The organism is Natronolimnohabitans innermongolicus JCM 12255 (assembly GCF_000337215.1).
GTDB classification, from domain to species: domain Archaea; phylum Halobacteriota; class Halobacteria; order Halobacteriales; family Natrialbaceae; genus Natronolimnohabitans; species Natronolimnohabitans innermongolicus.
In genome coordinates this window covers 38,414-64,456 of sequence record NZ_AOHZ01000014.1, presented here as the reverse complement: position 1 = coordinate 64,456, position 26,043 = coordinate 38,414, and the positions used below count along the sequence as shown (strand labels likewise).

At 64.8% G+C, this 26,043-nt stretch carries 18 protein-coding genes; 10 read left to right on the top strand and 8 right to left on the bottom strand.

The window, feature by feature from the left end:
- Window positions 1-51 precede the first annotated feature (51 nt).
- Window positions 52-843, top strand: a complete 792-nt coding sequence (locus C493_RS02740; RefSeq protein WP_007257869.1) for an N-acyl homoserine lactonase family protein — start codon at window positions 52-54, stop codon at window positions 841-843.
- An 84-nt stretch (window positions 844-927) separates the two neighbouring features.
- Window positions 928-1,386 carry an acyl-CoA thioesterase gene (locus C493_RS02735; protein WP_007257868.1) on the top strand — a complete coding sequence of 153 codons (459 nt, stop codon included), beginning with the start codon at window positions 928-930 and terminating at the stop codon, window positions 1,384-1,386.
- A 126-nt stretch (window positions 1,387-1,512) separates the two neighbouring features.
- Here C493_RS02735 and C493_RS02730 read toward each other — a convergent pair whose 3' ends face one another.
- Entirely contained in the window at window positions 1,513-2,541 is a 1,029-nt protein-coding gene (locus tag C493_RS02730; protein WP_007257867.1) for an MBL fold metallo-hydrolase, read from the bottom strand.
- A gap of 215 nt (window positions 2,542-2,756) precedes the next feature.
- The gene (locus C493_RS02725; RefSeq protein ID WP_007257866.1) at window positions 2,757-5,948 is read right to left on the bottom strand and encodes an efflux RND transporter permease subunit; all 3,192 of its coding nucleotides are present in this window, start codon (window positions 5,946-5,948) and stop codon (window positions 2,757-2,759) included.
- Window positions 5,949-6,229: 281 nt separating this feature from the next.
- On the opposite strand from C493_RS02725, the gene C493_RS02720 reads away from it, so the two are divergent.
- The gene (locus tag C493_RS02720; protein WP_007257865.1) at window positions 6,230-6,865 is read left to right on the top strand and encodes a helix-turn-helix domain-containing protein; all 636 of its coding nucleotides are present in this window, start codon (window positions 6,230-6,232) and stop codon (window positions 6,863-6,865) included.
- Window positions 6,866-6,880: 15 nt separating this feature from the next.
- Here the strand turns inward: C493_RS02720 and gatB are convergent, their stop codons facing one another.
- Window positions 6,881-8,377, bottom strand: coding sequence for an Asp-tRNA(Asn)/Glu-tRNA(Gln) amidotransferase subunit GatB (gatB, locus tag C493_RS02715; RefSeq protein WP_007257864.1), 1,497 nt, complete (start codon window positions 8,375-8,377; stop codon window positions 6,881-6,883).
- A 308-nt stretch (window positions 8,378-8,685) separates the two neighbouring features.
- Here gatB and C493_RS02710 point away from each other — a divergent pair, with 308 nt between their 5' ends.
- The gene (locus C493_RS02710; protein WP_007257863.1) at window positions 8,686-9,540 is read left to right on the top strand and encodes a bacteriorhodopsin; all 855 of its coding nucleotides are present in this window, start codon (window positions 8,686-8,688) and stop codon (window positions 9,538-9,540) included.
- 402 nt (window positions 9,541-9,942) lie between these two features.
- On the opposite strand, the gene C493_RS02705 is transcribed toward C493_RS02710, so the two are convergent.
- On the bottom strand, window positions 9,943-13,023 hold the full coding sequence (locus tag C493_RS02705; RefSeq protein ID WP_007257862.1) for an FAD-binding and (Fe-S)-binding domain-containing protein: 3,081 nt from the start codon (window positions 13,021-13,023) through the stop codon (window positions 9,943-9,945).
- Window positions 13,024-13,083: 60 nt separating this feature from the next.
- Window positions 13,084-14,853, bottom strand: coding sequence for an L-lactate permease (locus C493_RS02700; protein WP_007257861.1), 1,770 nt, complete (start codon window positions 14,851-14,853; stop codon window positions 13,084-13,086).
- A 439-nt stretch (window positions 14,854-15,292) separates the two neighbouring features.
- Here C493_RS02700 and C493_RS02695 point away from each other — a divergent pair, with 439 nt between their 5' ends.
- The 6 genes from C493_RS02695 (at window position 15,293) to C493_RS02670 (ending at window position 21,644) form a co-directional block, all read left to right on the top strand.
- Window positions 15,293-15,856, top strand: coding sequence for a helix-turn-helix domain-containing protein (locus C493_RS02695; RefSeq protein WP_007257860.1), 564 nt, complete (start codon window positions 15,293-15,295; stop codon window positions 15,854-15,856).
- 198 nt (window positions 15,857-16,054) lie between these two features.
- Window positions 16,055-17,791, top strand: a complete 1,737-nt coding sequence (locus C493_RS02690; protein WP_007257859.1) for an Nramp family divalent metal transporter — start codon at window positions 16,055-16,057, stop codon at window positions 17,789-17,791.
- Window positions 17,792-17,875: 84 nt separating this feature from the next.
- On the top strand, window positions 17,876-18,310 hold the full coding sequence (locus tag C493_RS02685; protein ID WP_007257858.1) for a hypothetical protein: 435 nt from the start codon (window positions 17,876-17,878) through the stop codon (window positions 18,308-18,310).
- The gene (locus C493_RS02680; RefSeq protein WP_007257857.1) at window positions 18,307-18,807 is read left to right on the top strand and encodes a hypothetical protein; all 501 of its coding nucleotides are present in this window, start codon (window positions 18,307-18,309) and stop codon (window positions 18,805-18,807) included. Before C493_RS02685 ends, C493_RS02680 begins: the two co-directional genes overlap by 4 nt.
- An 81-nt stretch (window positions 18,808-18,888) precedes the next feature.
- On the top strand, window positions 18,889-19,413 hold the full coding sequence (locus C493_RS02675) for an LUD domain-containing protein (protein ID WP_007257856.1): 525 nt from the start codon (window positions 18,889-18,891) through the stop codon (window positions 19,411-19,413).
- A complete protein-coding gene (locus C493_RS02670) occupies window positions 19,410-21,644 on the top strand; it encodes an LUD domain-containing protein (protein ID WP_007257855.1) in 2,235 nt (744 codons plus the stop codon). Before C493_RS02675 ends, C493_RS02670 begins: the two co-directional genes overlap by 4 nt.
- A 224-nt stretch (window positions 21,645-21,868) precedes the next feature.
- Here the strand turns inward: C493_RS02670 and C493_RS02665 are convergent, their stop codons facing one another.
- The 3 genes from C493_RS02665 to C493_RS02655 all read right to left on the bottom strand — a co-directional run bounded on the left by C493_RS02665 (window position 21,869) and on the right by C493_RS02655 (window position 26,041).
- The gene (locus tag C493_RS02665) at window positions 21,869-22,840 is read right to left on the bottom strand and encodes a deoxyhypusine synthase (RefSeq protein ID WP_007257854.1); all 972 of its coding nucleotides are present in this window, start codon (window positions 22,838-22,840) and stop codon (window positions 21,869-21,871) included.
- Window positions 22,841-22,947: 107 nt separating this feature from the next.
- Window positions 22,948-24,975, bottom strand: coding sequence for an AMP-binding protein (locus C493_RS02660; RefSeq protein WP_007257853.1), 2,028 nt, complete (start codon window positions 24,973-24,975; stop codon window positions 22,948-22,950).
- A 166-nt stretch (window positions 24,976-25,141) separates the two neighbouring features.
- Window positions 25,142-26,041: a PhzF family phenazine biosynthesis protein gene (locus C493_RS02655; RefSeq protein ID WP_007257852.1), complete on the bottom strand. Its 900-nt coding sequence runs from the start codon at window positions 26,039-26,041 to the stop codon at window positions 25,142-25,144.
- Window positions 26,042-26,043 lie beyond the last annotated feature (2 nt).

The following is a 26,043-nucleotide window of genomic DNA, read 5'->3' as shown; positions in this document are numbered from 1 at the left end:
GCGGTGGCGAGGACCACCCACGTATATTCGTCGGGGGCGCGAGACGATAGTATGGTCGACGCAACCGTCACGCCGATCGATCGGGGCACGATCACCACCGACGTCAACAACGTCATCGAGGGGGCGACCCTGGGAACCGCAGACGAGCCCAACCCCGAGACGATGATGGGCGACGGCCCGGTCTACAACCTCGTCATCGACCACCCGGCGGCGACGATCCTCTGGGACACCGGCTCCCACCCCGAGGCCGACTCGGGCCACTGGCCCGCGGAGCTCTACGCCGCCTTCGAACACACCGGTCTGCGCCCGCTCGAGGACGACCTCGCCGACGCCGGCTACGCCGTCTCCGATATCGATGCGGTGATCCAGACCCACCTCCACCTCGACCACGCCGGCGGCCTCTACGCCTTCGAGGGTACCGACACGCCGATTTACGTCCACGAGCGCGAACTCAAGTACGCCTACTACAGCGCCAAGACGAGCGAGGGCGACGAGGCCTACGTCGCGGGCGACTTCGACCGCGACCTGAACTGGCGGGTCGTCCACGACGACCGCGAACAACACTTCGACGACCTCGAGTTCGTCCGTCTCCCCGGCCACACGCCCGGCCTGCTCGGCGTCCGCCTCGAACTCGAGGGCACCGGCACCGTGATTTTCGCCGGCGACCTGGCCTACTCCCGGACCAACTACCGCGACGAGCAGCCGATGGGCGGCGGACTGCTCTGGAGCAAGCGCCACTGGTTCGAGAGCCTGCGGACGGTGAAAGATCTCGAGCGACGCCACGACGCGACCGTGATCTGCGGGCACGACGCGGCCGATCTGGAGGCGCTCGAGTCGCTCTGACCGCGTTTGCTTCTCCGGGAGACGGTCGAGCGATAGATTGCCGTGGCCGGTACGGTTTTACCCCTCGCAACGGCGGTACACGGTATGTCCACATCTGACACAGATATCGACCCCGAGTTTCGACCGATCTTCGAAAATCGCGTTCGCTTCGCCGAAACGGACCTGCAGGGCGTCGTCTTCTACGGCGAGTACTTCACGTTTCAGGACGAGGCCGTCTCGGAGTTCTTCCGGCAGATCGATTACGGCTACGAACAGATGGAGCGCGACGGCTGGCAGGTCCACGTCGCCAATACGGAACTGAACTACCGCGACGCGGCCGAGTTCGGCGACGAACTCGTCAACGAGATCCGCGTCGCCGAAATCGGCACGGCGAGTATCACGTTCGAGTACCGCATCACACGCAGCGCCGACGAGCAGGTGCTCGCCGACGGCACCGTCACCCACGTCGCCGTCGACCTCGAGACCGGAGAGACCCGCCCTATCCCCGACGCGTTCCGGGAGGCCGTCGCGGCGTTTCAGGGCGGCCTCGAGGCGAGCGACTGATACTGCCGGACAGCACGCGTTGCCGATCGGTCGCGCGACTGCGGTCGTCGCCGTCGGAGCCGACCGCGAATTCGCGACCGACGGTGCACTGACTGCTGTCCGACAGTATGAACGGTAGTCGACGTCTCAGCGTCGGTTTTCGCTGACACCGATCGCGTCGGCTTCGGCGCCCGCGTCGACCAGCCGATAGATCCCATCGTCGACGTCGAGGACGCCCTCGTGCTCGAGGTGGTCGAGATGCGCGTAGGCCTCGCCCGGCCCGTGGACGATGTGGATCCCCTCGAGGTCGCCGAAGAGGTGGTCGCTGACCGTCCAGGCGTCGGCCGGGCCGTGCTCGCGGAGAATCTCGAGGATCTTCTCGCTGCGCTCGCGGTGGTGGGCGATGATCTCGCGCGCTCGCGCGGTCGGCTCCGCGATCGGCTCGCGGTGCCCCGGCCAGACCCGATCGTACTCGCGCTCGGCCAGTCGCTCGAGAGTCTCGTAGTAACGCTCGAGCGGCCGGTCGATGCGGACGTCTGCACCGCCCACGTTCGGCGTATACACCGGTAGCAGGGCGTCGCCGACGAACGCCTCGCCGCCGCTCCCGGCGACAGCACCCCCCTCCCGGTGTGTTCCCGACGCATCGCAGATTTCGAAACAACAGTGTCCCGCGGCGTGGCCGGGCGCGTGAATCGTCTCGAGGGTTCGACCGCCGACCTCGAGAACCGTTCCGCCCTCGATCGGCGTGGCGTCGGCCGGCTCGCCCTCGAGATGTTCGGCCAGTTCCATGAACTCGGCGAGTTCGGCCCGCGACTCCTCGGGAACACCCCACCGCTCGAGGAGGTCGCGACGCCGCCGTTCGATGGCGTCGTAGGCGTCGGCGTCGCCCTCGACGAGCGGGGCGTCGGCTTCGTGGACGTAGACCGTCGCGTCGCTTGCCGCCTGAATCTCGCCGGCCAGTCCCGCGTGGTCGACGTGGAAGTGCGTCAGGACGATATCGTCGACGTCGGCAAAGTCGTAGCCGCGTTCGGCCAGTCCGTCTCGCAGATCCTCGCGTACGTCGGGCGTCGCGAGACCGGTGTCGACGAGCGCGAGGCCGTCGCCGCCGTCCTCGGCGAGGACGTAGGCGTTGTTTCGGCCCTCGAACTCGTCGTTCCCGAGTCGTATTCGATCCATGTCGACACTGCACACGCCGTCCGATGGTAATTATATCGGTAGCGGAACACCGGTTCCTGAAACCGATCGGAGCCGATGCGGCGACCGACGGTTCGCCGTTCGTCGGTCGTCAGTCGATCGACCCGTGACCGTCGCGACCGGGACCGGAAGAACGGCTCGCCTCGAGTCGGTCGCAGCCCCTGGAAACGAAATTCGCAGCGATGGGCTCGAGACGGCTATCGGTCCCTCGAATCGCCCTCCGAACCCGCCGGGACTTCGACTTCGGTGGCCTCGCTTCGTTCGGTCGGTTCGTCGTCGGTGACTTTCTCCCGTGCCTCCGGTTCGTCGTCGGTTTCGCTCCGCGCCTCCGGTTCGTCGTCGGTTTCGCTCCGCGCCTCCGGTTCGTCGGCGGCGTCCGTTGCGTCCAGGGGCACGTCGGGACCGACGTACCGCGTCCACAACACCAGTAGCGACGGGAGGACGACGACGCTCGCGAGGAACGCGTACGCGATCGTCAATCCGGTAATGATTCCGAACTGTCGGAGGACGGGCATGAACGCGAGCGCGAGCGTCCCGAACCCGCCGACCGTCGTCACGGCGCTTCCGAGCAGCGCGCCGCCGGTCCCGGTGACGGTCGTCCGCATCGCATCCGCGACGGTTCCCTGCCGCTCGAGTTCGAGCATGTACCGGGAGCTGATGTGAATGCTGTAGGCGACGCCGAGCCCGATCGTCAGGCTGGTGATCATCCCCGTCAACACGTTGAACGGCATTCCGAGGAGCGACATCGTCCCCAGGATCCAGCTCACCGTAAACGCGACCGGCAGCAGGGTTACGGCCCCGAGCGTCGCGCTGGTTCCGGTCAGCCAGTAAGCCACCGTCAGGAAGGCGAAGACGGTAACGAGGGTGATCAACAGACTCTCGAGGACCGTATCGAGCAGGTCCTGTTCGACGGTGTGGTTGATGATCGGGTTCCCCGTCGCGATCGCGTGGACCTCCCCGTCGTCGACGTCGACGGTGCGCTGATCGCCGGCCCCGTCGACGTCGATCGATCCCGCGATCGTTTGCATCTCGTCGGCGGCGTCGTCGAACCCGGCGGTGCCGTGAATCGCGACAACCAGGCGGGCCGACTCGTACTCCCCGTCGTCGGTGCGGTAGATGACAGAACTCGCCGCCGATTCGTCGGCCTCGAACAGTTCGTCGTACAACTGCGCTATATTCTGAGCCGGAACGCCGTCGTCGTTCAGCGACGCCTGGTAGGTCTCGTTGAACGACTCGTTCTGGGCGGCCACCGATTCCATCACCGAAAGCGGCCCCTGTACGTCGGGCTCTCCCGTCGGATCTAGGTAGACGACGTCACTTTCGCCGGCCTCGCGTTCCGCGTCCGAGAGTCGCTGTACCGCGTCCGGATCCGTGATATTGCCCTCGACGAAGAGCTGTGCCTGCGAGTCCGGCCGGTGGAAGTTCTCGTTGACGTACTCGAGGTCATCTGCGGCCTGATACTCGCCCGGGGTCATCACTCCCGGGAGGTGCTCCGTCCAGGACGGCGGACTCTCGGCGAGGAAATCCTCCTCGTCGAAGCTCGTATCGACCTGCGTCGCCCCGTAGACGCCGCCCGCGGTGAGCAGCAACGCGACGATCAACACGACGGCCGGCGCCGTTCGCGCCGCGGTCGCGCCGCCCGAGAGAACGGTGGCAAACCCGCCGTCGCCGGTCCCGACCGCTCGTTTGCGGCGGCTCCAGCCGCGGGACTCGAGAACGGAGTCGATTTCGACCTTGAGCGCGGGGATAAGACCGCCGAAGACGATCAGCGCCGAGAGGATCCCGACGGCGCTGACGACGCCGAACTCCTGAATCGGGCGGATGGGGCTGACGAGGTTGGCGAGAAAGCCGATTGCGGTCGTCGCCGTCACCCAGACGAGGGCGACGCCGACGCCGGCCAGCGCGATCGACATCGAACCGCGAACCGTGCTGGTGACGCCTTCGGTCTCGCGTTGCTCGCGATGGCGCATGAAGACGTGGATCGCGTAGTCGATCGAGAGCCCGATCAACAGGACGGGCACCGCGATCATCATCTGGTTGAACGCGATCCCGGCCCAGCCCATGAAGCCGAACGTCCAGATCAACACGCCGATGATCCCGACGACGCCGAGCGCGACGTCGAGGGGATCCCGGTAAGCGATCGTCAGCGCGACGATGACGAACAGGAGTGCGAACGGTCCGACGATCGCGAGACTGTCGTCCATCGACCGATCGATCTCGTCGGTGATAATTCCGGCGCCGAAAACCACGTACTCCTGATCGGCGCCGGTCGCGAGTTCGCGGAGTTCGAGTTGCGCCTCGTCGATCCGTGCGTCCTCGTCGGCGGCGGACAACGTCCCGCCGTCCGTCTGCTGCGTAACGAGGGTCACGCGGGCGTCCGCCTCGGTCGATCCCGGTTCGTAGTCGGTCGGCATGAACGCGAGGGCGGTCCCGCCGTCGCCGTCCGCGTCGGCCGATAGCGTCTCGCGGAGCACCGCCTCGAACTCCTCGTCGGAGAGGTCCTCGAGGGCGTCGATCTGTTCGTCGAGCGACGGCCGCTCGTCGTCTGCTTCGAGTTGCCGTTGGTCCTCCTCGAACGCCTCGAAGTCGGCTTCGAGTCGCTCGTACTCCGACTCGAGGACGCCGAGCGTCGCGCCGGTCGAGACCGATTCGAGGGACTCTGTCAGCTCCTGGTACGCGGGATCGTCACCGGGAGCGTCGGTTTGCTGTTCGATCGCCCAGCGGTCGGATTCGATCGCTCGAGCCTGCCCGACGCGTTCCTCGTACTCGTTGGCCTGTTCGTCGTCGAGGTCGGCGGCGGCGACCGTTTCCGCGATCGCGGCGTCGATCTCGGATTCGATCTCGGCCGCTCCCGCTTCGTCGCCGGCCGCGCGCAGTTGCGCCTGCTCTCGCTGCAACGCGAGCGCGTCCTCGAGGCCCGCATCGAGCGTCGCCGTTCTGTTCTCGAGTTGCGCCTCGCGCTGCTCGAGTTCGGCGCCGCGTGCTTCCAGTTGCGACACCTGTTCTTCGGTGATCGCAGTGATCGCAACGACGTTCTCGACGCCGGTGATCGGGTCGTCTTCGACGAGCGTTCCTCCGATCGACTCAGTCGCATGTATCTCCTGTTGGAGCTCGAGGGAGTCGAGTAACGATTCTCGCGTCAGGACGTCGTCGTCCCTCGCGATCACCTGTACCGACGTCGTGTTCTCGTCGCCCTCGGCGACGAACCGGTCGTTGATATCGTCGAGCGCCTCCCGCTCCGTCGAATCGCTCTCGAACTGCTCGAGCGAGGTGTCTTCCTCGAGCATCGGCATGCCGGCGCCGACGAGCGCGGTCAACATCAGCAAGACGAGAATAACGGCTCGAGAGCGACTGGTTAGCGCGTTCGCGATCCGATCCGGGAGTGCCATCGGTTACACCTCCGAGACGGCCGGATTCGGGTCGCCTCTCGCGGCGAAGGCGTCTCCCGGCCGTTTTGGGACGCCATCGTCGACCGTCGATTCGGAGGGATGCGGGCAACGGCAAGTATCGAACGGGTCTTCCCGGCGAGTGTCGACCCGGGAGTGGAGAGCGGAGATGTCAGGTCGCGGCTGCAGTTCCATCAGCATTACTACAGTGGAATACTGACGGAATTCCGATGAGATTATATCTCGCACAGCAGGCAGTTTAAGTACGGAGGCAAATTCGACCGATGGGAATCATCACGGAATTTCGGGTGGCGTCGCTCGATCTTCCCCTGACGGACGCAGTTGCAGCGGTCACGGAGCCGACGGTGTACATCGAACGGGTCCTCCCCGTCGACCGCGATCGACCGGTGACGATCTGTCGGACCGTCGACGACGTCGACTACGAGTTTCGAGACGCGCTGGCGGACGATCCGACGGTCTCGGATGTTATGGTCCTCGACGAGTACGGGGAAAGCGCCCTCTACCGAACGACGATCCGCGACCCGCCGCTCCCGATCTATCAGAAGTACATGGATCTGGGCGGAACGCCGCTCAACGGGATCGTGACCGACGAGGGCTGGTGGCTCCGATCTCGGTTTCCCGACCGCGAAACGCTCGCGGAGTTTCGGACGTTCTGTCTGGACCGGGGAGCGACGTTTCACCTCGAGAAACTGACTCGGGAGTCTGCGGCCGACGAACCGCCGTTCGGCCTCACGCGCGAACAACACGAGGCGCTGGTCACGGCCCGCGATATGGGCTACTTCGAGGTTCCACGAGAAGCCTCGACGGACGAGATCGGGTCGGCGTTAGGGATTTCGGGCCAGTCGGCGTCCGAGCGACTGCGACGCGGCGTCGACCGCGTGCTGAAAAACGGCCTGTGAGCGGCTGCGGTCGGATTACTGCTCGAGTTCGGCCCGCAACAACTGGTTGACGTCACCGGGATCCGCGCTGCCGCCCGTCTTTTGCATGACCTGTCCCACGAGGAAGTTGATCGCGCCGTCATCGCCCGACTCGTAGTCGTCGACGGCGTCGGGGTTCTCGTCGATCGCCTCGACGACGGCCTGCTGGACCTCGTCCTCGTCGGTCTTGCCAAGCCCCTCTTCCTCGACGATCTCGTCTGGCGCCTCGCCGTCGTCGAGCATTCCGCGGAGCACGGTCTCGTGGGCGTTTTTCGCCGTGATCTCGTCCTCGGCGACGAGTTCGACGAGTCGTGTGACCTCCTCGAGACGCCCCTCGAGTTCCACGATGTCCATGTCGCGGTAGTTGAGTTCGCCGAGCAGGTTGTCCGCGACCCAGGTCGCGGCCAGATCGGGATCGAACTCGCCGGCGACGTCCTCGTAGAAGTCCGCGACCTGCTTCGTCGAGGTGAGCTTCGAGGCGGCCTCTTCGTTTAACCCGTACTCCGCCTGGAAGCGCTCGCGTCGCGCGGAGGGGAGTTCCGGAATCGCAATCTCCTCTTTCCAGCCCGAGACGCGAAGCGGCGGGAGATCGGCCTCCTCGAAGTAGCGGTAGTCTTTCTCCTCTTCTTTTGAGCGCATCGAGACCGTGATTCCGCGCGACTCGTCCCAGTGGCGGGTCTCCTGTTCGACCGCGCGGCCGCGCTGGATCGCGTTCTTCTGGCGGGTCTCCTCGTAGGCCAGGGCCTTTTCGGCGCCCTTGTGACTCGAGATGTTCTTCACTTCGGTGCGGTTTGCCGCCGCCAGCGCGTCCGCGCCGATGTCGGTCACGTCGCCGCTCTCGATCTCCGCCTCGGGGATGATCGAGAGGTTGGCGTCGATGCGCAGGCTGCCGTCGCGCTCGGCGTCGAAGACGCCCAGATACTCGAGGACTTCCTCGAGTTCGGCGAGGAAGGCCCGCACCTCGCTCGGGCTGCGAAAGTCCGGCGCCGTCACGATCTCCATCAGCGGCGTGCCGGCGCGGTTGTAGTCGACGCGGGTGTAGTCGGCCGAATCGATGCCGCCACCGCCGCCGACGTGCTGGAGGCTCCCCGGGTCCTCCTCTAAGTGGGCCCGCTCGATCGTCACCGTTCGGCGGTCGCCCTCGACGGCGACCTCGAGGTCACCGTCGGCACAGATCGGTTCGTCGTACTGGGTGATCTGGAAGTTTTTGGGCAGGTCGGGGTAGTAGTAGTTCTTCCGGTGGAACCGCGTCTCCTCGGGGATGTCGGCGTCGATCGCCTTCCCGATCTTGACGGCGGCCTCGACGGCGGCCTCGTTCAACACGGGCAGGGCACCGGGGAGGCCGAGACAGACCGGGCAGACGTTCTCGTTGGGTTCGTCGGTCTGTTCGGTCGAACAGCCACAGAAGATCTTCGTGTCGGTCTCCAGCTGGACGTGGACCTCGAGGCCGATGACGGTCACGAGGTCGCCCTGCTGGACGGTCTGGGCAGTCATTGGAGGCGATTCGAGCCCGTGGGGGTAAAACGTAACGGGACGGACCCGAAGCGACCGGCGACCGGCGAGCGGTCGCGTCGCTGATGCGGGCCACCCGACGGGACCTGATCGCCCACTCGCTACGCTCCGGCTCGAGCCCTCCCCATCACCGGCGAGAAACCGCAAAAAACGTGCAACGATCGGCGTCATAGGGGCTGTAGACTCTTTTTATCGGCCGAATACACCGACTACCGGGACCAGCATCGATTTCCCCTTACTGGTATGGCTCCGTTCTCTTTCGGGTTACCACCGAACGTCATACTGTAGACATGCATTCCGTTGACATACTGGCGGCGACCTCCCGGCAGGTCGTCCTCCAGACGCCAGAAACGCAGTCGGAGATCTTCGAGTACGTCTTCGACGACACGCTGCTCGCGCTGTCGTTCGTGACCAACATCGCGCTCGCAGGGTTGACGATCCTGTTTATCGTCGCGATGGGGCGGGGCGTAACGGATCCACGAGCCAACCTCATCCTCGTCGCGACGATGTTGATCTCGATCGTCTCGATTTCGAGCTACACGGCCCTCACATCCGGGCTTACGATAAGTTTCATCGAGATGCCTGCGGGCCACCCGCGAGCCGGCGAAGCGGTCCTGACCATGTGGGGGCGGTACCTTACCTGGACGTTCTCGACGCCGTTTATCCTCATCGTGCTCGGGTTGATCGCGGGGTCGAACCTGACGAAAATCATGACGACCTGCGCGTTCACGATCGCGATGTGCGTGACCGGCCTTGCCGCCGCGCTGACCACCTCCTCGGTCTTCATGCGCTGGTGGTGGTTCGTCATCAGTTCGACGTTCTTCCTCGTGATCGTCTACATCATCATGGTCGACTGGACGGCCGAAGCCGAGACGACGGGGACCGCCGACCTGTTCAACACGCTGAAACTCCTCACCGTCATCGGCTGGTTCGGCTATCCGATCCTGTGGGGACTCGGCGTCGAAGGAATCGCCGTGCTCGATGTCGCGATCACCTCGTGGGGCTACAGCGTCCTCGACATCGTCACGAAGTACATCGTCACTGGGCTGGTCGTCCTCTACGTCGTCAAAGAACCCGAGTCGATCACCGCTGGTACCAACTACGGTTCGACCCGGAAAGCCGTCGTGGCGCCGAGCGACGACTGAGACGGATTGCTGTACCAATGTTCCGGCGCAACCGTCGCCCGGGTCGCGGGTGCGCCGGACCTGCCGGACAGTAACCCGTATGACGCAGCGGGCAACACTCGGCCCCGTTCCGACCGGTCGCGTGTCGCTCTCGAGTGAGACACGGGTCATCGAGATCACGCTCGCGGAGCCCGCGATCAAAGACATCGCGAAGTGAACGACCGATCGCCAGGAGTCGATGGACCTCGAGTAGGGCGCTCGAGCGCTCGAGCTGTCGATGAGATCGCACGTCGGCCGTTGTCGGCCGTCGTCGCCGAACCCGGGACCTCGTTTCTACGGTCTCCTGTCGTCACTGCCCGTCGATCGCCAGGACGGGGGCGACGATCGGCGGGAACTCGGTACAGCAGTCCGCATCGACCGTGTCTATCGTCGCTCGGCGAGTGCCTCGGCGACGACCTCGATCGGTGTCGGGGGTTCCTCGGTCGCGCCGGGACGGTCCTCGAGTTGAGTGCGACAGGATGCGCCGGGGGCGACGACGCGCTCGGCCGCGCTGTCGTCGACCTGTTCGTAGAGGACCTCGCCGATCGCCTTGCTCATCGAGTAGTGTTCGACCTCGTAGCCGAAGGAGCCGGCCATCCCACAGCACGTCGAGTCGAGGGGATCGACCGCATAGCCCGCACGCCGGAGCACGCCGACGGCGTGGTGGTCTTTCGCGTGGGCCTTCTGGTGGCAGTGGCCGTGGTAGGCGAGGTGCTCGTCGGGGGCATCGAAGGCGATCTCGGCGTCGAGATCGAACTGATCGAGATACTCACAGACACCGTAGGTGCTCGAGGCAACTGCCTCGACCTCCGGGTGATCGAACAGATCGAGGTAGTCCGACTGCACCATGACGGCGTCGGAGGGCTCGATCAACACCACGTCGTAGCCCTCCTCGACGTACGGCAGGAGTTCGTGGACGGTTTCCGTCGCGTCCTCGGCGGCCTGATCGAGCAGCCCTTTCGAGTAGGCCGGGCGGCCCACGTCTCGCGGGTCGGCGACCTCGACGTGGACACCGGCGGCCTCGAGCACCTCGAGGGCTGCGTCGCCGGCCTCGGGATACTCGTGGTTGGTATAGATGTCGGGCACGAGGACGACCTTGTGATCGGCCTCGTGGGCCGCCACCGCGGGTCGACGGTCCGCGACGCGTTTCGCGAACGTGTTGCGCTCGAACGTCGGGAGGTCCCGCTCCCGGGAGATGCCGAGTACTTTCTCGGTGAGGACGCCGCTGCCGGGCAGCTTCGCCACCCAGTTCGAGACTGGGGCAGTCGCGGAACCGACCTTCGCGATCGTCTCGAAGTTCGTAAAGAACCGATCGCGAAGCGAGACGCCGTTTCGCTTGTGGTGTTCGTAGGTAAGTTCGGCTTTGAGCTTGGCCATGTCGACCCCGCTCGGACAGTCGTGTTTACAGCCCTTACAGCCGATACAGAGGTCGAGTACCTCTTCGACGAACTCGTCGTCGAACTGTTCGTCGGGATCGAGGTCGCCGCTCATCGCCTGCCGGAGCATGTTCGCCCGACCACGTGTCGAGAGGATCTCCTCGTCTTCGGCCCGGAAGGTCGGACACATCACGCCGCCGGTCGTGGACTGTTCGCCACGACAGCCGCCACAGCCGTGACAGAGTTCGGTCATTCCCTGAAAGCCCTGGTCGTTGTCCCACTCCAGGACCGGTTCGAAGCCGGCGTCGAACTCGTAGTCGGGGCCGAAGCGGTGGTTTTCGGTCATGTCGGTCGGGTCGTCGTCGCGGAAGACGACCTGGCCAGGGTTGAGCAGCCAGTCGGGGTCGAACGCCGTCTTCAGCTCCTGGAAGATCTCCCAGACCTCCTCGCCGTACAGTTTCCGGTTCCACTGGGTGCGGGCCCGTCCGTCGCCGTGTTCGCCCGAGACGGAGCCGTCGTATTCGACGACGAGGTCGGTGACGGCGTCGGTGATCGATTCCATCTCCTCGAGTCCCGTGTCGGTCTTCGTGTTCACCAGCGGCCGGATGTGTAAGACGCCCGGCCCGGCGTGGGCGTAGAAGCTGGCGTAGGTGTCGTGGTCCTCGAGGACCTCCTGGAAGTCGGCGACGAACGCTCGGAGGTTCTCCGGCGGGATACCGGTGTCCTCGATGAAGGCGACGTGTTTCTCGTCGGTCGTCCGCGAGAGCAGGATCGGGAGGCCGGATTTACGCAGTTTCCAGATCTTCGTGCGACTGTCGGCGTCGTAGGCCTCGACGGCGTCGAACGCCAGCGTCTCCGTCTCCGTGATCGTCCGCTCGTCTTCGTCGTCGGCTTCGCCGTCCGGATCGACGCTCGGACAGCGATCCGCGAGCAGATTTGCGACCTTCCGTTTGCCGTCGGCGACGTCGTCGGCGTAGAACTCGACGATCAAGACCGCGGCCGTTCCGTCGGGAAGGATCTCTGTCACGGGTGCGAACTCGGGTGTGTTCCGCGCGAGGTCGATCATTACGTCGTCGAGCACTTCGACTGCGGCCGGGTCGTGTTCGACGATCGGCTCGACGTCGTCCATCGCCTCGAGTACCGTGTCGTAGGCGAGCAACGCCATGCTCTTTTCCTCGGGAATCGGCTCGAGCGAGACGGTCGCCTCGGTGACGACCGCGAGGGTTCCCTCGCTGCCACAGAGGAGTTTCGCGAGGTTGATCGTCCCACCCTCGGCGTCGGGTTCGCCGACACCGCGTTCGCCGCCATAGGCGTCCTCGACGAGCCAGTCGAGATTGTATCCGGAGACGTTTCGCTTCAGGTCGGGATAGGCGTCATCGATGAGTTCGCCCTCCTCCTCGAGAATTCGGGCGACTGCCGCGTAGATCGCCGACTCGAGGTCGTCACCGTCGGCGAGTTCCGGAACCTCTTCGATGGTGACCTCGCCGAAGGTCGTGACAGTGCCGTCCGCGAGGACGACCTCGACCTCCTCGACGTAGGCGTCGGTCTTGCCGTACTGCAGGGAGTGTGCGCCCGTCGAGTTGTTCCCGATCGCGCCGCCGAGCGCGCTCTTGTCGCCCCACGCCGGGTCAGGTGCGAACTTCAGGTCGTGGGGCTCGAGTTCCTCGTTGAGCGACTCGAGGTAGATCCCCGGCTGGGTGGTCGCCAGTCGCTCGTCGGGGTCGATCTCTACGACGTCGTCCATGTACGTCGTGAAATCGAGAACGACGGCCTCGTTGACCGTCTGGCCGGCGAGGCTGGTGCCGCCGCCCCGCGGGAGGACGGGAATCTCGTTGTCAGCACAGTAGGAGACGACGCGAGCGACGTCGGCGGTCGATCGCGGGAAGACGACGCCGATCGGCGTCACCTCGTAGATACTCGCGTCGGTCGCGTACAGCTGTCGGGAGTAGGAGTCGAAGCGAACGTCACCTTCGACTCGCCGCTCGAGGTCGGCGACGAGGTCGGGTCGTTCGACGTCGTCGCTTCGGTAATCGTAGTTGGCGTTCGGATCGTTGGCTGGGTCACGTTCGGTGGGTGGTGTGATCGTCATTGGATTCGATGAGGGGGGAACGTTTGGGTGGCTAACTGATAGACGGTCAGTGGTCGATGCTTAGAAGATCGTCGGAAACAGCACGTAGACGGCGATTGTCGTTAGAATACCGCCCACGAGCAGATAGTACGCGACAGGGATAAGATTGAGCCGGACGACGCGTCCGGTCTTCCCAACGAGGCCGACCGTCGCGAGTGCGGCGATCACGTTGTGGATCGCGATGACGTTCCCGATCGCGCCACCGATAGACTGGGCACCGACCAGGATCTGCGTCGGCATGTCGAGTGTCTGGGCGACTTCGAACTGGAACGCGCTGAAGGTAATGTTACTGACCGTAATCGAACCGGCGATGAAGGCACCGAGCGCGCCGACAGCCGGGGCGATCATCGGGTATGCGGGCCCGATCACCGTCGCGGTCGCTTCCGCGAGCACGACGATCATGCTCCCGTCAGGGACCGAGGCGGCCGCCACGACGTCAGCTTCGACGTGGGCGTCGGTCTCGAGCATGATCTCGACCATCGCGATGACGAACACGAGCGCGATCAGCGGCGAGACGATTTTGCTGCCGGCGTCACGCCATGCGCCGACGACCTCGTCGGCGTCCATCCGAAACAGCGGAACGGCGATCAGCGCGCTGACCACGAGCCAGGTGCCGGGGACGTACGCCCAGCTGATCGCGCCGCCCAGTTCGGTCCCGAGAATCGCTGACCACTCGAGGACCGGACCGATCGAGAAGGTACCGAGGCCGGTTTCGATCGACACGACGGGATCTCCCTCTAGTCGCTCGGCGACCGCTTCGATAACCCGGGTACCGATCAGCAACACGACGAGGATCAGGTACGGCGACCACGCACGCAGCAACGACATCGAGTGCTCGCTACCGGTCGCAGCGCCCGTCCCATCACCGCCCGGTTCGATGGTCCCGACCCAGTGGTCGGGCCACTCGTCGCGGGGTGGGAACTCCCAGGTGTCGTCGGGCTCGAGGTAGCCGGCCCTGAGCAGGCCGACGACGACGGCGCCACCGACCATCGCGGCGAGCAGCGACGGAAGCTCGGGACCGATGAACCACGCCGTCAGTGCGTACGGGACGGCAAACGAGACGCCGGAGACCAGACAGAGCGGAACCACACCTCGAAGCGGGGCCAGCGACCGCTCGTCTGGGTCGCCGAAGAAGTAGACGACCATTCCGACGGCGAAAAGCGGCATCAACACGCCGAGGATACCGTTGAACACGGCAGCCCAGCCGGCCGCCGAGGCCGAATAGCTCGCGACCGACATCCCTTCGGTGGCTATCGTCGGCTCGACGCTCCCGAGCGGTTGCTCGTAGCCGACGATGATCGGCGTTCCGACCGCTCCGAACACCGTCGCGACGGCGTGACCGACGAGTGCCGCGACGACTGCGGCAAGCGCCGGGAAGCCGAGTGCGAGCAACAGCGGTGCGACGACGGCTGCGGGCGTCCCGAAGCCGGCGACGCCCTCGATGAAGGTCGCGAGAAAGAACCCGAGCAACACGACCTGGACGCGTCGATCCTCACTGATCGAGGCAAACGCATCGTTGATCGTATCGACCGCTCCGGAGCGCATCAGCGTGTACAACAACACGAGCGCACCGAAGACGATCCAGAGGATCTCGAGTGCGGCCAGTCCGCCACGGATACTCGCGGCGGCGATCCACTCGACTGGCATGTCCCAGATCGCAAAGCCGACGACCGCCGCGACGAGCCACGCGACCGGCATCGCTCGCTCGGCCGGCCACAGAAATCCGACCAACAGAACGGCGACGACGACGAGCGGTAAAAGCGCCAGCACTGCACTGCTAAGCACCGCCATCACCGGCATTCGTCCAGAGTGTTGCGATACCACGCTTCGTTTCATCGTGAATTCGGTCTGGCATCGTCAGAGGATGAGGATATCCATCATATATAACTATCGAACAGGCGAGTTCGGAACGGCGTCTGTAACGGTCGTTGACGCGTTATTCTCACTTTTCACGTCGAAAGGACTGTATAAAACGGCTGTAGACCGGTAGCGGCGGTGTCCGCGGCTGTCACGACGGTTTTGCCGATCGGTACCGATCGAAACGAGAGTCCAGTGTAGTTGTATGTAACGGCAAATATTCTGTTTGAGACGCTCTACACGGTATTACCGTCCGACGCCGTGACGGTCACAGCGACGATACATACGTGTGTATCGGCCAATTCAGTTGTCTGAATCAGTCGCCACAGTTGTGTGTAAAGGTTTATGCGGTCCCCGACGAGGTGTCTCGAGTATGGCGCGCGATCGGGAACGAAACGAGAACGGCCAGTACGTCGACCGGATTCCCGCGAGCGACGCCCTCGAAGTGTTCGAATCGCGGACGGACCGTGCACGACCGCTGACCGCCGGTGACGTGATGGAGGCGCTCGACTGCTCGCGTCGGACGGCCCACAACAAACTGAACGAACTCGTCGAAGACGGGGTTCTCGAGACGCGCAAAGTCGGCGCTCGAGGACGTGTCTGGTGGAAACCACTCGAGACGCCCACTCACGAACCATCCGGTCGGGACGACTCCGTTCCGACGGCCGTACGGTCTGCGATGAACGAGGTGGAGTTACCGGGTACCGGTGAGACTCTCGAGGACCGCCGAGAGGCACTGCATGCCTCCTACGAATATCTCACGGAGAATCCCAGTGCGAAGAAGTCGGACTTCCTGCAGGACGTGTTTCCCCAATACCCGGCCGGGTTCGAGACGGCAGAAGGATGGTGGAACGCGATCCAGCCCGCGCTGCGAGAACTTCCCGGCGTCGATCCACCCCAGGAACGGGGCCACATCTGGCACTACCTCGGCGGCTAATGGCGTTCCGTGCCCGATATATCGGACCGAATCCTCGAGGGTTCGATCGTCTGGCGGCTGTCGATGGACGACCGCTCGCGAACAATACGTTTACTACGATGGTACGCCAGGTTCGTGGCGTGAACCGACGTCGTCGACGGGCCGGGATCGGTTCGGGATGTCCGGCCGCTGACGGGCTATCGACGGAGGTGTCCACCCGTGACTGACCGATCGGCCCGGACCGCCGACGCCGATGACGACGACGTCTACGTCGACGACGAGGACGCCACGGGGTACCGCGCCTCGACGTACGTCCCCGTCGCCTACGACAACCTCGAGGTCGCGCCCGAAGACGAGACCGCGCCGGAGCGAGGGACCGGCGGACGCTTTCGCCTGCTCGATCTCCCGAAGGTGCCGAGAGTCGGACACCTCGTCGGGCCGAGTGCGATCATGCTCGGTGCCTCGCTCGGGAGCGGGGAGACGCTGTTCTGGCCCGGTCTGATCGCTCAGTACGGCTGGGCGCTGTACTGGGCGTTCTGGATCGGCGTCCTCACGCAGTTCGTGATCAACACGGAGATTCAGCGCTGGACGTTGCTCACCGGCGAGAGCGTCTTTCGCGCATTCGATCGCGTCCACCCCGTCTGGCCGCTCGTGTTCCTGGGGCTTGGTCTCGTCAGCCTCGGCTGGCCGGGGTGGGCGGCGAGTGCTGCCGAGGTCGGCGCAAGCGGTATCGGGATCGGCGGATACGACCTCACCGTCGGCAGATACGAACTCCCCGGCTGGCGGGCGTTCGGGATCGTCCTGATGATCGTCGTCTGGCTCACCTACCAGCTGACGCCGCTCATGTACAACATCGTCGAACGGATACAGCTCGCTCTCGTCGCGTTGACGTCCGTCCTCGCGCTCGTCCTCTTTCTCGTAGCCGGCGCATTCCCCGAACTCGGGTCGGTTCCCGGCGGTGCAGTGAGCTTCGGAAGCCTTCCACCCGAAACCGAGATCGCCGCGTTCCTCGGCGGGGTCGCGTTCGCCGGGGCTGGGGGCTATCTCAACCTCTCACAGAGTCTCTGGGTGCGCGAGAAGGGATACGGAATGGGGAAATACCAGGGGCGGGTCAAAAACCCTCTCATCGGCGACGAGCCAGAACCGGTCCAGCGTGACGGCTTTTTCCCACGACCGACGGAGCGGAACCGAAAGCGGTGGACGGCCTGGTGGCGGGTCGCACGACTCGAGCATTTCCTGACGTTCGTCGTCGGGCTCCTTGCGGTCTCGACCGCGATGATGGCGATCGCAGCACAGTACGCTGCGGGCACCGACCGCGACGCGGTGAGCATGTGGCTCTACGAGATTGTCCCCCAGTTGAGCGTGCTCGGCGGCGTGCTCGTCTATCTCGTCCTCTTCGTCGCCCTCTTTACGACACAGTATGCGATCATCGAATCGTTCGTCCGTAACAGCGCCGACGTCATCTACGAGGCCTACGGCCGGGAGGCCGGCTGGAACCTCTCGCGAATCTTCTGGGGGCTGCTCACTGTTTTCGTGCTGTGGGGGATCGCGATCCTCGCGTTGCCGATTCCGGTCGAGAACCCGTTCGGACTGCTCGTCGTTGGCGCTGCGATGTCCGGGCTGATGATGTGGCCGTACACGGCCCTGATCTTGCTGATCAACAGCCTGCGGCTCCCCGATCACGTCTCGCCGGGCTGGATACGGGTCGTCGCCATGTGGTGGGCATCTAGCTTCTTTGGCTATCTCAGCGTCCTCCTGCTGGGACTGACCCTCGAGCACGATTTCGGCCTCACGGCGTTCCGAACGGAGATCGGCGTGGTCGGCAGTGCGCCCGGCGGTTATCTCCTCTGGCTGGTCTTTCTCGGGGTCCAGGCGTACGTGATCTGGAAGAGCGCGGTCGCGACCTACCGACGCGATCCCTCGGCGGTCGTCGACGACGGGGAGCGACCGGACTGATCGCGGGAGTTATCCGCCCCCGGTGGCGAGTGGTCAGTGATGGCGTCCGTACTCGAGAGACTACAGTGGCTCGCTACACGGCGTATGGCGATCTACCTCGGCGGACTGGCTGTCATCGTCGCGACTCGAACTGGACCCGACGCGGTGGGTGTACCCGTCTCCGAGCCGGTCGAAACGGTGGTCGTCGTCCTCGTTCTCACGGTGATGGCGTGTACGTACGTTGCCGAGCGCGCGGTCCGAGACGACCGTGGCGCGGACGACGATGCTGCCGGACGCGTGGCCCGCGAGTACACGACCGGACAACGGGGCGCGATCGCGCTCGGACTCGGTGGGATCGCCGTCGGTGGCTTCTTCGCGTTTACCGGCCGTCTCGTCGTCGGCGTTCCGTTCGTTGTCGGTGCGGTGTTGCTCCTGAACTGGGCGTTCGAAAATAGACCGGCGGACGACCTCGAGCCACGTTCGGCCACCCCACTCGAGGATCGAGCGTCGGACGGCCGTGATGACGGAGGCCGTCGGTGAGCGACGACCGTCCCGGGGCCGAGCCGAGCGTCGGCGTCCACGTCCACTTCGGGATGACCGGAACGGTCCCGCTCCGACTTGCAGACCTGTATTTCACCACGGATTACCTGCTCGTCGCCGAGTACGGAACGATCACGCCGGTCGTCGGCCTGTTGACCGGTACGCCAAGGAGAGAAGCCACCAGGCTGGCCCGGACGTACCGCGAGCAGGGACTCGGGGGCGTTCGTGAGTCGGCCGACCGGACGATCGTCGTCCCCTACGACGAGATCGACCGGATCGTCTGTTACGACGGCCGGTCAGTCGCCCGCGAGAAGATCGCCGTCCACGTTACGGACGGACCGCCCTACGGCTATCGGATCCACGTACCGATCGATCTAGAGGCGTTTGCCGACGGGCTCGCGTCGTTTCCAGCGACGTCAACGCTTCCGGCCGAAATTCGGTCGGGGATCGGGTTCGATCCAGTCGAGAGCATCCGTCGGTTTCGTCGCGGTCGATAACATGATTTACCATCGAAAATACCGGAGAGGACGGCCCCGTGGAGCAGAACAGTGATGATGGTGGGACCGAACGCACGAGATATGAGCGCCGAGTCAGGGTCGATCCGCAACCGATTCGAGGAGGCACTGGCCGACCTCGACGTTGCACTGACCCGAACCACCCCGGCCGCGTTCGAGTCGACGCTACAGGAAGTCGTAACCGAACCAGTCGTCGGAACACCTCTTCCGTTCGAGGACGTCTCGCTCCCCGAGTGGGTCGACGACGAACCGACGCCGGCGACACTCGAGGCGGCGATGACGAGCGTTACGGCTGCCTCGTTTGGGATCGCCGACTACGGGAGCGTCGTCTTGCCCTCGACGTCCGAGGGAAGCGAACCGGTCAGTCTCTTTCCGGAACTGCACGTCCCGGTGCTCCACGAGCGCGACCTCGTGGCCGACATGCCGACGGCCATCGAGCGGCTCGGTCCGGAACTGCGAGACGGTGGCAGCGCCATCGTCGCGACCGGCCCCAGTGCAACCGCAGACATGGGCGCGCTGGTCGAGGGAGCCCACGGCCCGAACGCCGTTCACGTCGTCCTCCTCGAGACCGGCGGTGATGACGAATGAATACGAGCGGTGGCACACGCGAGCGAAAGTCCGACCACATCCGGTATCTCCTCGAGACGGAAGGTGACGCCATCGAGGCGAACACGCTCGGGTTCAACGAGGGCCGCTACGAGTCGGTCGCCGACCTCGAGGACTACGAGGCGTTGAAAAGCGAGGCCCGCGCGATCAAAGAAGACGCCATCGAGCGACTACCGGAGCTGATCGACGAACTCACCGAGACCGTCGAGGCCAACGGCGGGACGGTGTATCTCGCCGACGACGCGGCCGACGCCAACCGGTACATCCGCGAGATCGCAGACGAGAACGATGCCGAGCGACTCGTCAAATCGAAGTCGATGACCAGCGAGGAACTCGAGGTCAACGAGGCCCTCGAGGCCGACGGCGTCGACGTCGTCGAAACCGACCTCGGTGAGTGGGTCCTGCAGGTCGCCGACGAAGCGCCGTCACACCTCGTCGCCCCGGCGATTCACAAGTCCGAAGACGAGATCGCCCGGCTGTTCAACGAGCAGTTCGAGCCCGACGAACCGCTCGAGACCGCCGAGGAGTTGACGACGTTCGCCCGGGACCGGCTGGGAGAGCTGATCGTCGACGCCGATATCGGGATGACCGGTGCAAACGTCATCACGGCCGACTCGGGGTCGCTCATGCTCGTAACGAGCGAGGGCAACGCCCGGAAGACGGCCGTCGTTCCCGACACCCACGTCGCGGTTGCGGGCGTCGAGAAGATCGTTCCATCCGTCGAGGACCTCGCGCCCTTTATCGAGCTGATCGGTCGCTCGGGGACGGGTCAGGACATCACCTCGTACGTCTCCCTGTTGACGCCGCCGGTCGACTCCCCCGTCGTGGATTTCGACGAATCCGACGTGGCGCTCGCCGACCGTGACGACGACCGCGAGTTCCACCTCGTGTTGATCGACAACGGCCGCATGGCGATGCGCGAGGACGACCACCTTCGGGAGACGCTGTACTGTATCCGGTGTTCGGCGTGTGCAAACACCTGTGGAAACTTCCAGTCCGTCGGCGGCCACGCCTTCGGTGGTGAGACCTACACCGGCGGGATCGCGACCGGCTGGGAAGCCGGCGTCCACGGCCAGGAGAGTGCCGCCGCGTTCAACGACCTCTGTACTGGCTGCTCGCGCTGTGTCGAGGCCTGTCCGGTCGAGATCGACATCCCGTGGATCAATACCGTCGTCAGGGATCGGATCAACCGTGAGGGCGACGACGGCCGCTTCGAGTTCGTCTACGACGAACTGGTCCCCGACGAGGAAGATACCGGGAGCATCGACCCCCAGAAGCGACTGTTTGGCAACTACGAGACGCTGGCGAAACTTGGGAGTGCGACAGCACCCGTCTCGAACTGGCTGGCCGATCTCGGGCCCGTCAGGTCGGTTCTGGAACGGACCGTCGGGATCGATCGCCGCCGCTCGCTGCCCGCGTTCGAACGCGAGACGCTCGTCGACTGGTTCGAGTCGCGTGGCCCCCGCGTCTCCGCCGCCGACGCCGAGCGCGAGGCCGTCCTCTACCCCGACACCTACACGAACTACATCGACGTCGACCGCGGAAAAGCGGCCGTCCGCGTCCTCGAGGCCATGGACGTCCACGTTCGGGTTCCGGCGGTCGGGGAAAGCGGCCGGGCGCCGCTCTCACAGGGGATGATCGCGACCGCCGACACGAAGGCGAGTCGCGTCTACGCCGGGCTCGCTGAACACCTCGATGCCGGCCGCGACGTCGTCGTCATCGAACCGAGCGATCTGGCGATGTTCCACAGCGAGTACGAGAAGTTCCTTCCCGAGACCTCGTTCGAGCGACTCCGGGATGGCAGCTACGAGATCCTCGAGTACGTCTACGGTTGTCTCGAGAACGGGGCCAACGGGGCACGACTGCGAACCGGCGACGGCGGGCCGGACGTTGCCTACCACTCCCACTGTCAACAGCGCACGCTCGGCGTCGACCGCTACACTCGAGCCGTCTTCGAGACCCTCGACTACGACGTCGTCGAGAGCGACGTCGAGTGCTGTGGAATGGCCGGCTCCTTTGGCTACAAACAGGAGTACTACGAGTTGAGCATGGACGTCGGCGACCGACTCGCCGAGCAGTTCACCGCCCCCGAAGCACAGAACCGCCTGGTCGTCGCCAGCGGCACCTCGTGTGAGGACCAACTCGAGGACGTACTCGACCGTGACGCGGCCCATCCGGTCGAGGTACTCGATCCCCGCTCGCGGCTTCACTGATAGCCGTCGATAGCAACGATAAAAACGGGGCTGATCGGCGGACGAGTGGATCGACTCGCTACTCGTCCCGGGGCTCCTCGGACGGGGCAGGTTCGACCGTGATCTCTGCCGTCCCGAACGGCTCGAGTGGCTCCTCGTTGCATTCAGTGCTGTGTTCGGGAAGAACCCGATGACGTGGGCCGTTTCCTCGCCGACTATCGCGTCTTCGAGTGGCTCACGCAGCGTCAGTTAAATGCAGCCGCCACGAGCAGCGGGAACACGAGCGTTGCTTCCGCTTCGACCTGGGTGTAGTTCTTCTCGGCCTCCTTGATCTTCCCCCACGAGACGGCCTCGTTCGGCGGCGCACCGGACAGCGAGCCGTCGCCTTCCATCCCCGTCGAGATGTAGACGACGTAGTCGGCACCGCCCCGGAAGAGGTTCGTCATGATCGCGTGGTGTTTCGGAACGCCGCCGCCGACCGCGATGAGGCCGGTCGTATCGGCGAGCATTCCCTCCTCGATCAGCGAGTCGTAGTCGTCCAGAATCTCGATTCCCACGTCCGAGTCGTACCCCTGCCGGTAGTAGTAGAGGAAGTTCCCGACCTCGGCGTCGGTCAGCGCCGGACAGTACACCGTTACGTCGTTGTCGGCGGCCTGTTTCAGGATCGAGTCCTCGTCCTCGAGCGTCTCGCCGAGTTCGCGGGCGAAGGCCGTCGGCGTCCGAACCTTCTTCTCCGCGAAGAAGTCGTCGAAGAAGTCGTAGAGGTACTCCTCGAGCCAGACGTACCGATCGGAGGGGACGAAGATGTTACCCAGTCGGTTGATCCCGCGCTCGCGGAGTTCGGCCTCGTCGGCGTCCCATTCACCCATCTTGAACGGCTTCGCGGTCTTGATGACGTCCTCCGTAAGCGAGCCGGACGTCGTGATCAACACGTCGACGTACCCTTCGCGGACGAGCGCGGCGACGACCTCGCGCAGCCCCGACGAAACGATGTTCGAGGTGCAGGTCAGGTAGATCGTCGCGTCCTCATCTTGCATTCGCTCGGCGATGTCGATCGCCTCCGCGAGCTGGGTCGCCTGAAAGCCGGTCGTCTCGTAGGACTCGAGCAGTTGCTGAAAGTCGAACTCGCCGCGGAAGTCGTAGCCGCGAACGTCGGCCGTTGACAGCTCCTCATCGGTACCCGGCACGACCTCATCGTGGGACTCGTCGTCGGTCATATGCCTAGGTACGCGGGGAGCGTTTTGAATGGCTCGCGACGGGTCTCGGTCTGTGAGGCGGTACCGAACGACCCGGTACGACGTCGCTGGCCGGTTTGATCGCGTCGCTACCGCGCGTCCTCGAGTTCCTCGAGCGCCTCGGGGTTCTCGATGCTGCTCATGTCGCCGAGCTCCTCGCCCGTATACGTCGCCTCGATGGCCCGTCGGATGATCTTGCCCGACTGCGTTTTCGGCAGGTCGTCGACGAACAGGATCTCTCGCGGCCGGAACGGCTTGCCCAGTTCGTCACCGACCTGCGTACGGAGTTTCGCCTTGAGGTCGTCGGATTCCTCGAAGCCGCTCTCGAGAATGACGTACGTGACGACGGCGGTTCCCGTCGTCTCGTCGGGAGCCCCGATAGCTGCAGCTTGATTGACGGATTCGTGGTCGATGAGTGCCCCTTCGACCTCCGCGGGGCCGACTTTCCGGCCGGCCACGTTGAGTGCGTCGTCGGCCCGGCCGTGGAGGAACCAGAAGCCGTCCGCGTCTTTCTGGGCCCAGTCGCCGTGGTTCCACATGTCTTCGAACGTCGACCAGTACTCGTTCAGGTAGCGTTCGTCGCCGGACCAGAGCGATTTCGTCATCGAGGGACAGGAATCTCGAGCCACGAGGAAGCCTCGCTGGTTGTCCTCCCGGACCGAATTTCCACCACGATCCACGATATCGATATCCATGCCGAGCCCCGGTCCGCCCAGCGTACACGGCTTCAGCGGCTGGTTCGGCATCGGCATCAGGAAGCAGCCACAGATCTCGGTGCCGCCGGAGAAGTTGATGATCGGTGCGTCGCCGTTGCCGACGTTTTCGTAGAACCACTGCCACGATTCGGGATCCCACGGCTCGCCCGTCGAGCCCAGCAGCCGAAGCGAGGAGAGGTCGTGACCCTCGAGCCACTCGTCCCCGTGTTTTCGCAGCGCCCGAATCGCGGTCGGCGAGATGCCGAACTGGGTGAGCTCGTGTCGGTCGATCATCTCCCAGAAGCGATCCGGCTCGGGATGGTCGGGTGCACCCTCGTACATGAAGACCGTCCCGCCAAAGGTGTGGGTGCCGATCAGGGTCCACGGCCCCATCATCCAGCCGATGTCGGAGACCCAGAAAAAGCGGTCGGCCGGCTTGAGATCCATCCCGAAGTAGACCTCCTTGGCACACTGGACCTGCACGCCCGCGTGGGTGTGAACGATCCCCTTTGGCTCGCCCGTGGTGCCGGAGGAGTAGAGCAGCATCGACTCCTGACTCGAGTCGAGGGACTTCGAGTCATAGTCGTCGTCTTGCGTTTCGACGGCGTCGTCCCACCACTCGTCGCGTTCGTCGTTCCACGGGATTTCGTGCTCGCTCGAGGGATCACTCGATCCCAGCCGGTCGAACACGATCGTCTCCTCGACGTAGCCCGCCTCCTCGACCGCCTCGTCGGCCGCGGACTTGAGGAAGACCGGATCGCCGCGACGCGAGAAGCCGTCGCCGGTAAAGAGGACCGAACATTCCGAATCCGCGATCCGGGTCGCGGCGGCGTCGACGCCGAACCCCGAGAAGATCGGAACCGCGATCGCTCCAGCCTTGAAACAACCGTAGAGGATCGAGACGACTTCGGGCACCATCGGCATGTAGAGCCCCACCGTGTCACCCGTCTCGATCCCCCGTTCCTCGAGCGCGTTGGCGACCTGATTCGACTGCCGACGGAGTTCGTGGTAGGTGACTTCCCGGACCTGGCCGTCTTCGCCCTCCCAGATCGTCGCTACTTTGTTGCGCCGCTCCTCGTCGCGGGCGGCGTGGCGGTCGACGACGTTGTGGGCGACGTTGAGTTCGCCGCCGGGATACCACTCGGAAAACTGCGGCCCCTCGCTGTCGTCGCGCACCTCGTCGTAGGGCTCGTAGAACTCGATGTCGAGGTAGTCGACGAGTTCGTCCCAGAACCAGTCGACCCCGCTTTCGGGCTCGCCCTCGACCTCGCCGGTCGTTCGCGCGATGAGTTCGTCGTAGTCGTCGATCCCGTACGTTTCCATGAAGTCGTAGACGTTGGTCGACTCGACGAACGACCGACTGGGGTCGTGGACCACCTCGTCGACGTCCTCGAGGGCCGGATCCGTAGTGTTCTCGGACATCTTCGGGTTGCTGGTACGACACATACCACCATGAAACAACAGGTCGCCGTCGTTGACTGTCGGTCCGCGACGGATTCGTGGACCCTCAGACCGGGTACTGTAGTCACTTACCGCCGATCGGCGACCCGTTCTGGCGATCGGTGATACAGAGGTACAGCAAACCGTCTCAGGCCTCGAGGATCTCGTCGTCCGTCGACTCGGGGACGACCAGCGAGCCGTCGAGGACGGTCACGCCGCGGCCGCCGACCCGAACCCCGTCGTCGACGCGAACGCGGACGGTGCCAGGGCGGTCGACGTAGTGGCCCTGCTCGAGGCGAAGCTCGTCGGGAAAGTCGTCGTCGAACGCGCCGAAGCGATCGAGGTAGGCGCCGACGGCGCCGCTTGCGGTTCCCGTCACGGGATCTTCGGGGACGCCGGCGCCGGGCGCGAACATCCGCCCGTGAAGCGTCGATTCCCGGTCGAGCGCGTCGAACGTAAAGAGGTAGACCCCCGTCGCGTCGACGGCGTCGGTTAGCTCCTCGACCGCGTTCATATCAGGCTCGGCGCTGCCGAGATCCGAGAGGTACGTGATCGGGGCGATCAGAAACGGCAGACCTGTCGAGGAGACGGCGAGAGGAATGTCGTCGCTCGCCCCCTCGAGGGCAGCCTGATCGACGCCCAGGGCGTCGGCGACGCGGTCGTAGCCGACGTCAACCTCGCGAATCCGCGGCTCGTCTTGGGACATCCAGACCGAGCCGTCCGATTCGACGTCGATCTCGAGGACCCCAACGTTCGTCTCGAGCGTGTACGTTCCGGCCTCGAGGCCCTCGTCGTGGAGGTGGGCGAAGGAGCCGATGGTCGCGTGCCCGCAGAGGTCGACCTCCTGGGTCGGCGTAAAGTATCGGACCTCGTAGTCCGCGTCGTCGCTCGAGCGGAGGAAGGCCGTCTCGCTGACGGCCATCTCGGCGGCGATGCGTTGCAGCTGGTCGTCGGCGAGGCCGTCGGCCTCGGGAACGACGCCGGCAGGATTGCCGGCCAGCGGCTCGTCCGTGAACGCGTCGACCTGTAAGATACGAGTCGTGTCCATAC

What these genes read in the sequence shown, in the direction of transcription:
- C493_RS02740 (WP_007257869.1), top strand. Translation starts at nt 52, where the DNA reads ATGGTCGACGCAACCGTCACGCCGATCGATCGGGGCACGATCACCACC.
- C493_RS02735 (WP_007257868.1), top strand. Translation starts at nt 928, where the DNA reads ATGTCCACATCTGACACAGATATCGACCCCGAGTTTCGACCGATCTTC.
- C493_RS02730 (WP_007257867.1), bottom strand. Translation starts at nt 2,541, where the DNA reads ATGGATCGAATACGACTCGGGAACGACGAGTTCGAGGGCCGAAACAAC.
- C493_RS02725 (WP_007257866.1), bottom strand. Translation starts at nt 5,948, where the DNA reads ATGGCACTCCCGGATCGGATCGCGAACGCGCTAACCAGTCGCTCTCGA.
- C493_RS02720 (WP_007257865.1), top strand. Translation starts at nt 6,230, where the DNA reads ATGGGAATCATCACGGAATTTCGGGTGGCGTCGCTCGATCTTCCCCTG.
- gatB (WP_007257864.1), bottom strand. Translation starts at nt 8,377, where the DNA reads ATGACTGCCCAGACCGTCCAGCAGGGCGACCTCGTGACCGTCATCGGC.
- C493_RS02710 (WP_007257863.1), top strand. Translation starts at nt 8,686, where the DNA reads ATGCATTCCGTTGACATACTGGCGGCGACCTCCCGGCAGGTCGTCCTC.
- C493_RS02705 (WP_007257862.1), bottom strand. Translation starts at nt 13,023, where the DNA reads ATGACGATCACACCACCCACCGAACGTGACCCAGCCAACGATCCGAAC.
- C493_RS02700 (WP_007257861.1), bottom strand. Translation starts at nt 14,853, where the DNA reads ATGGCGGTGCTTAGCAGTGCAGTGCTGGCGCTTTTACCGCTCGTCGTC.
- C493_RS02695 (WP_007257860.1), top strand. Translation starts at nt 15,293, where the DNA reads ATGGCGCGCGATCGGGAACGAAACGAGAACGGCCAGTACGTCGACCGG.
- C493_RS02685 (WP_007257858.1), top strand. Translation starts at nt 17,876, where the DNA reads ATGGCGATCTACCTCGGCGGACTGGCTGTCATCGTCGCGACTCGAACT.
- C493_RS02675 (WP_007257856.1), top strand. Translation starts at nt 18,889, where the DNA reads ATGAGCGCCGAGTCAGGGTCGATCCGCAACCGATTCGAGGAGGCACTG.
- C493_RS02670 (WP_007257855.1), top strand. Translation starts at nt 19,410, where the DNA reads ATGAATACGAGCGGTGGCACACGCGAGCGAAAGTCCGACCACATCCGG.
- C493_RS02665 (WP_007257854.1), bottom strand. Translation starts at nt 22,840, where the DNA reads ATGACCGACGACGAGTCCCACGATGAGGTCGTGCCGGGTACCGATGAG.
- C493_RS02660 (WP_007257853.1), bottom strand. Translation starts at nt 24,975, where the DNA reads ATGTCCGAGAACACTACGGATCCGGCCCTCGAGGACGTCGACGAGGTG.
- C493_RS02655 (WP_007257852.1), bottom strand. Translation starts at nt 26,041, where the DNA reads ATGGACACGACTCGTATCTTACAGGTCGACGCGTTCACGGACGAGCCG.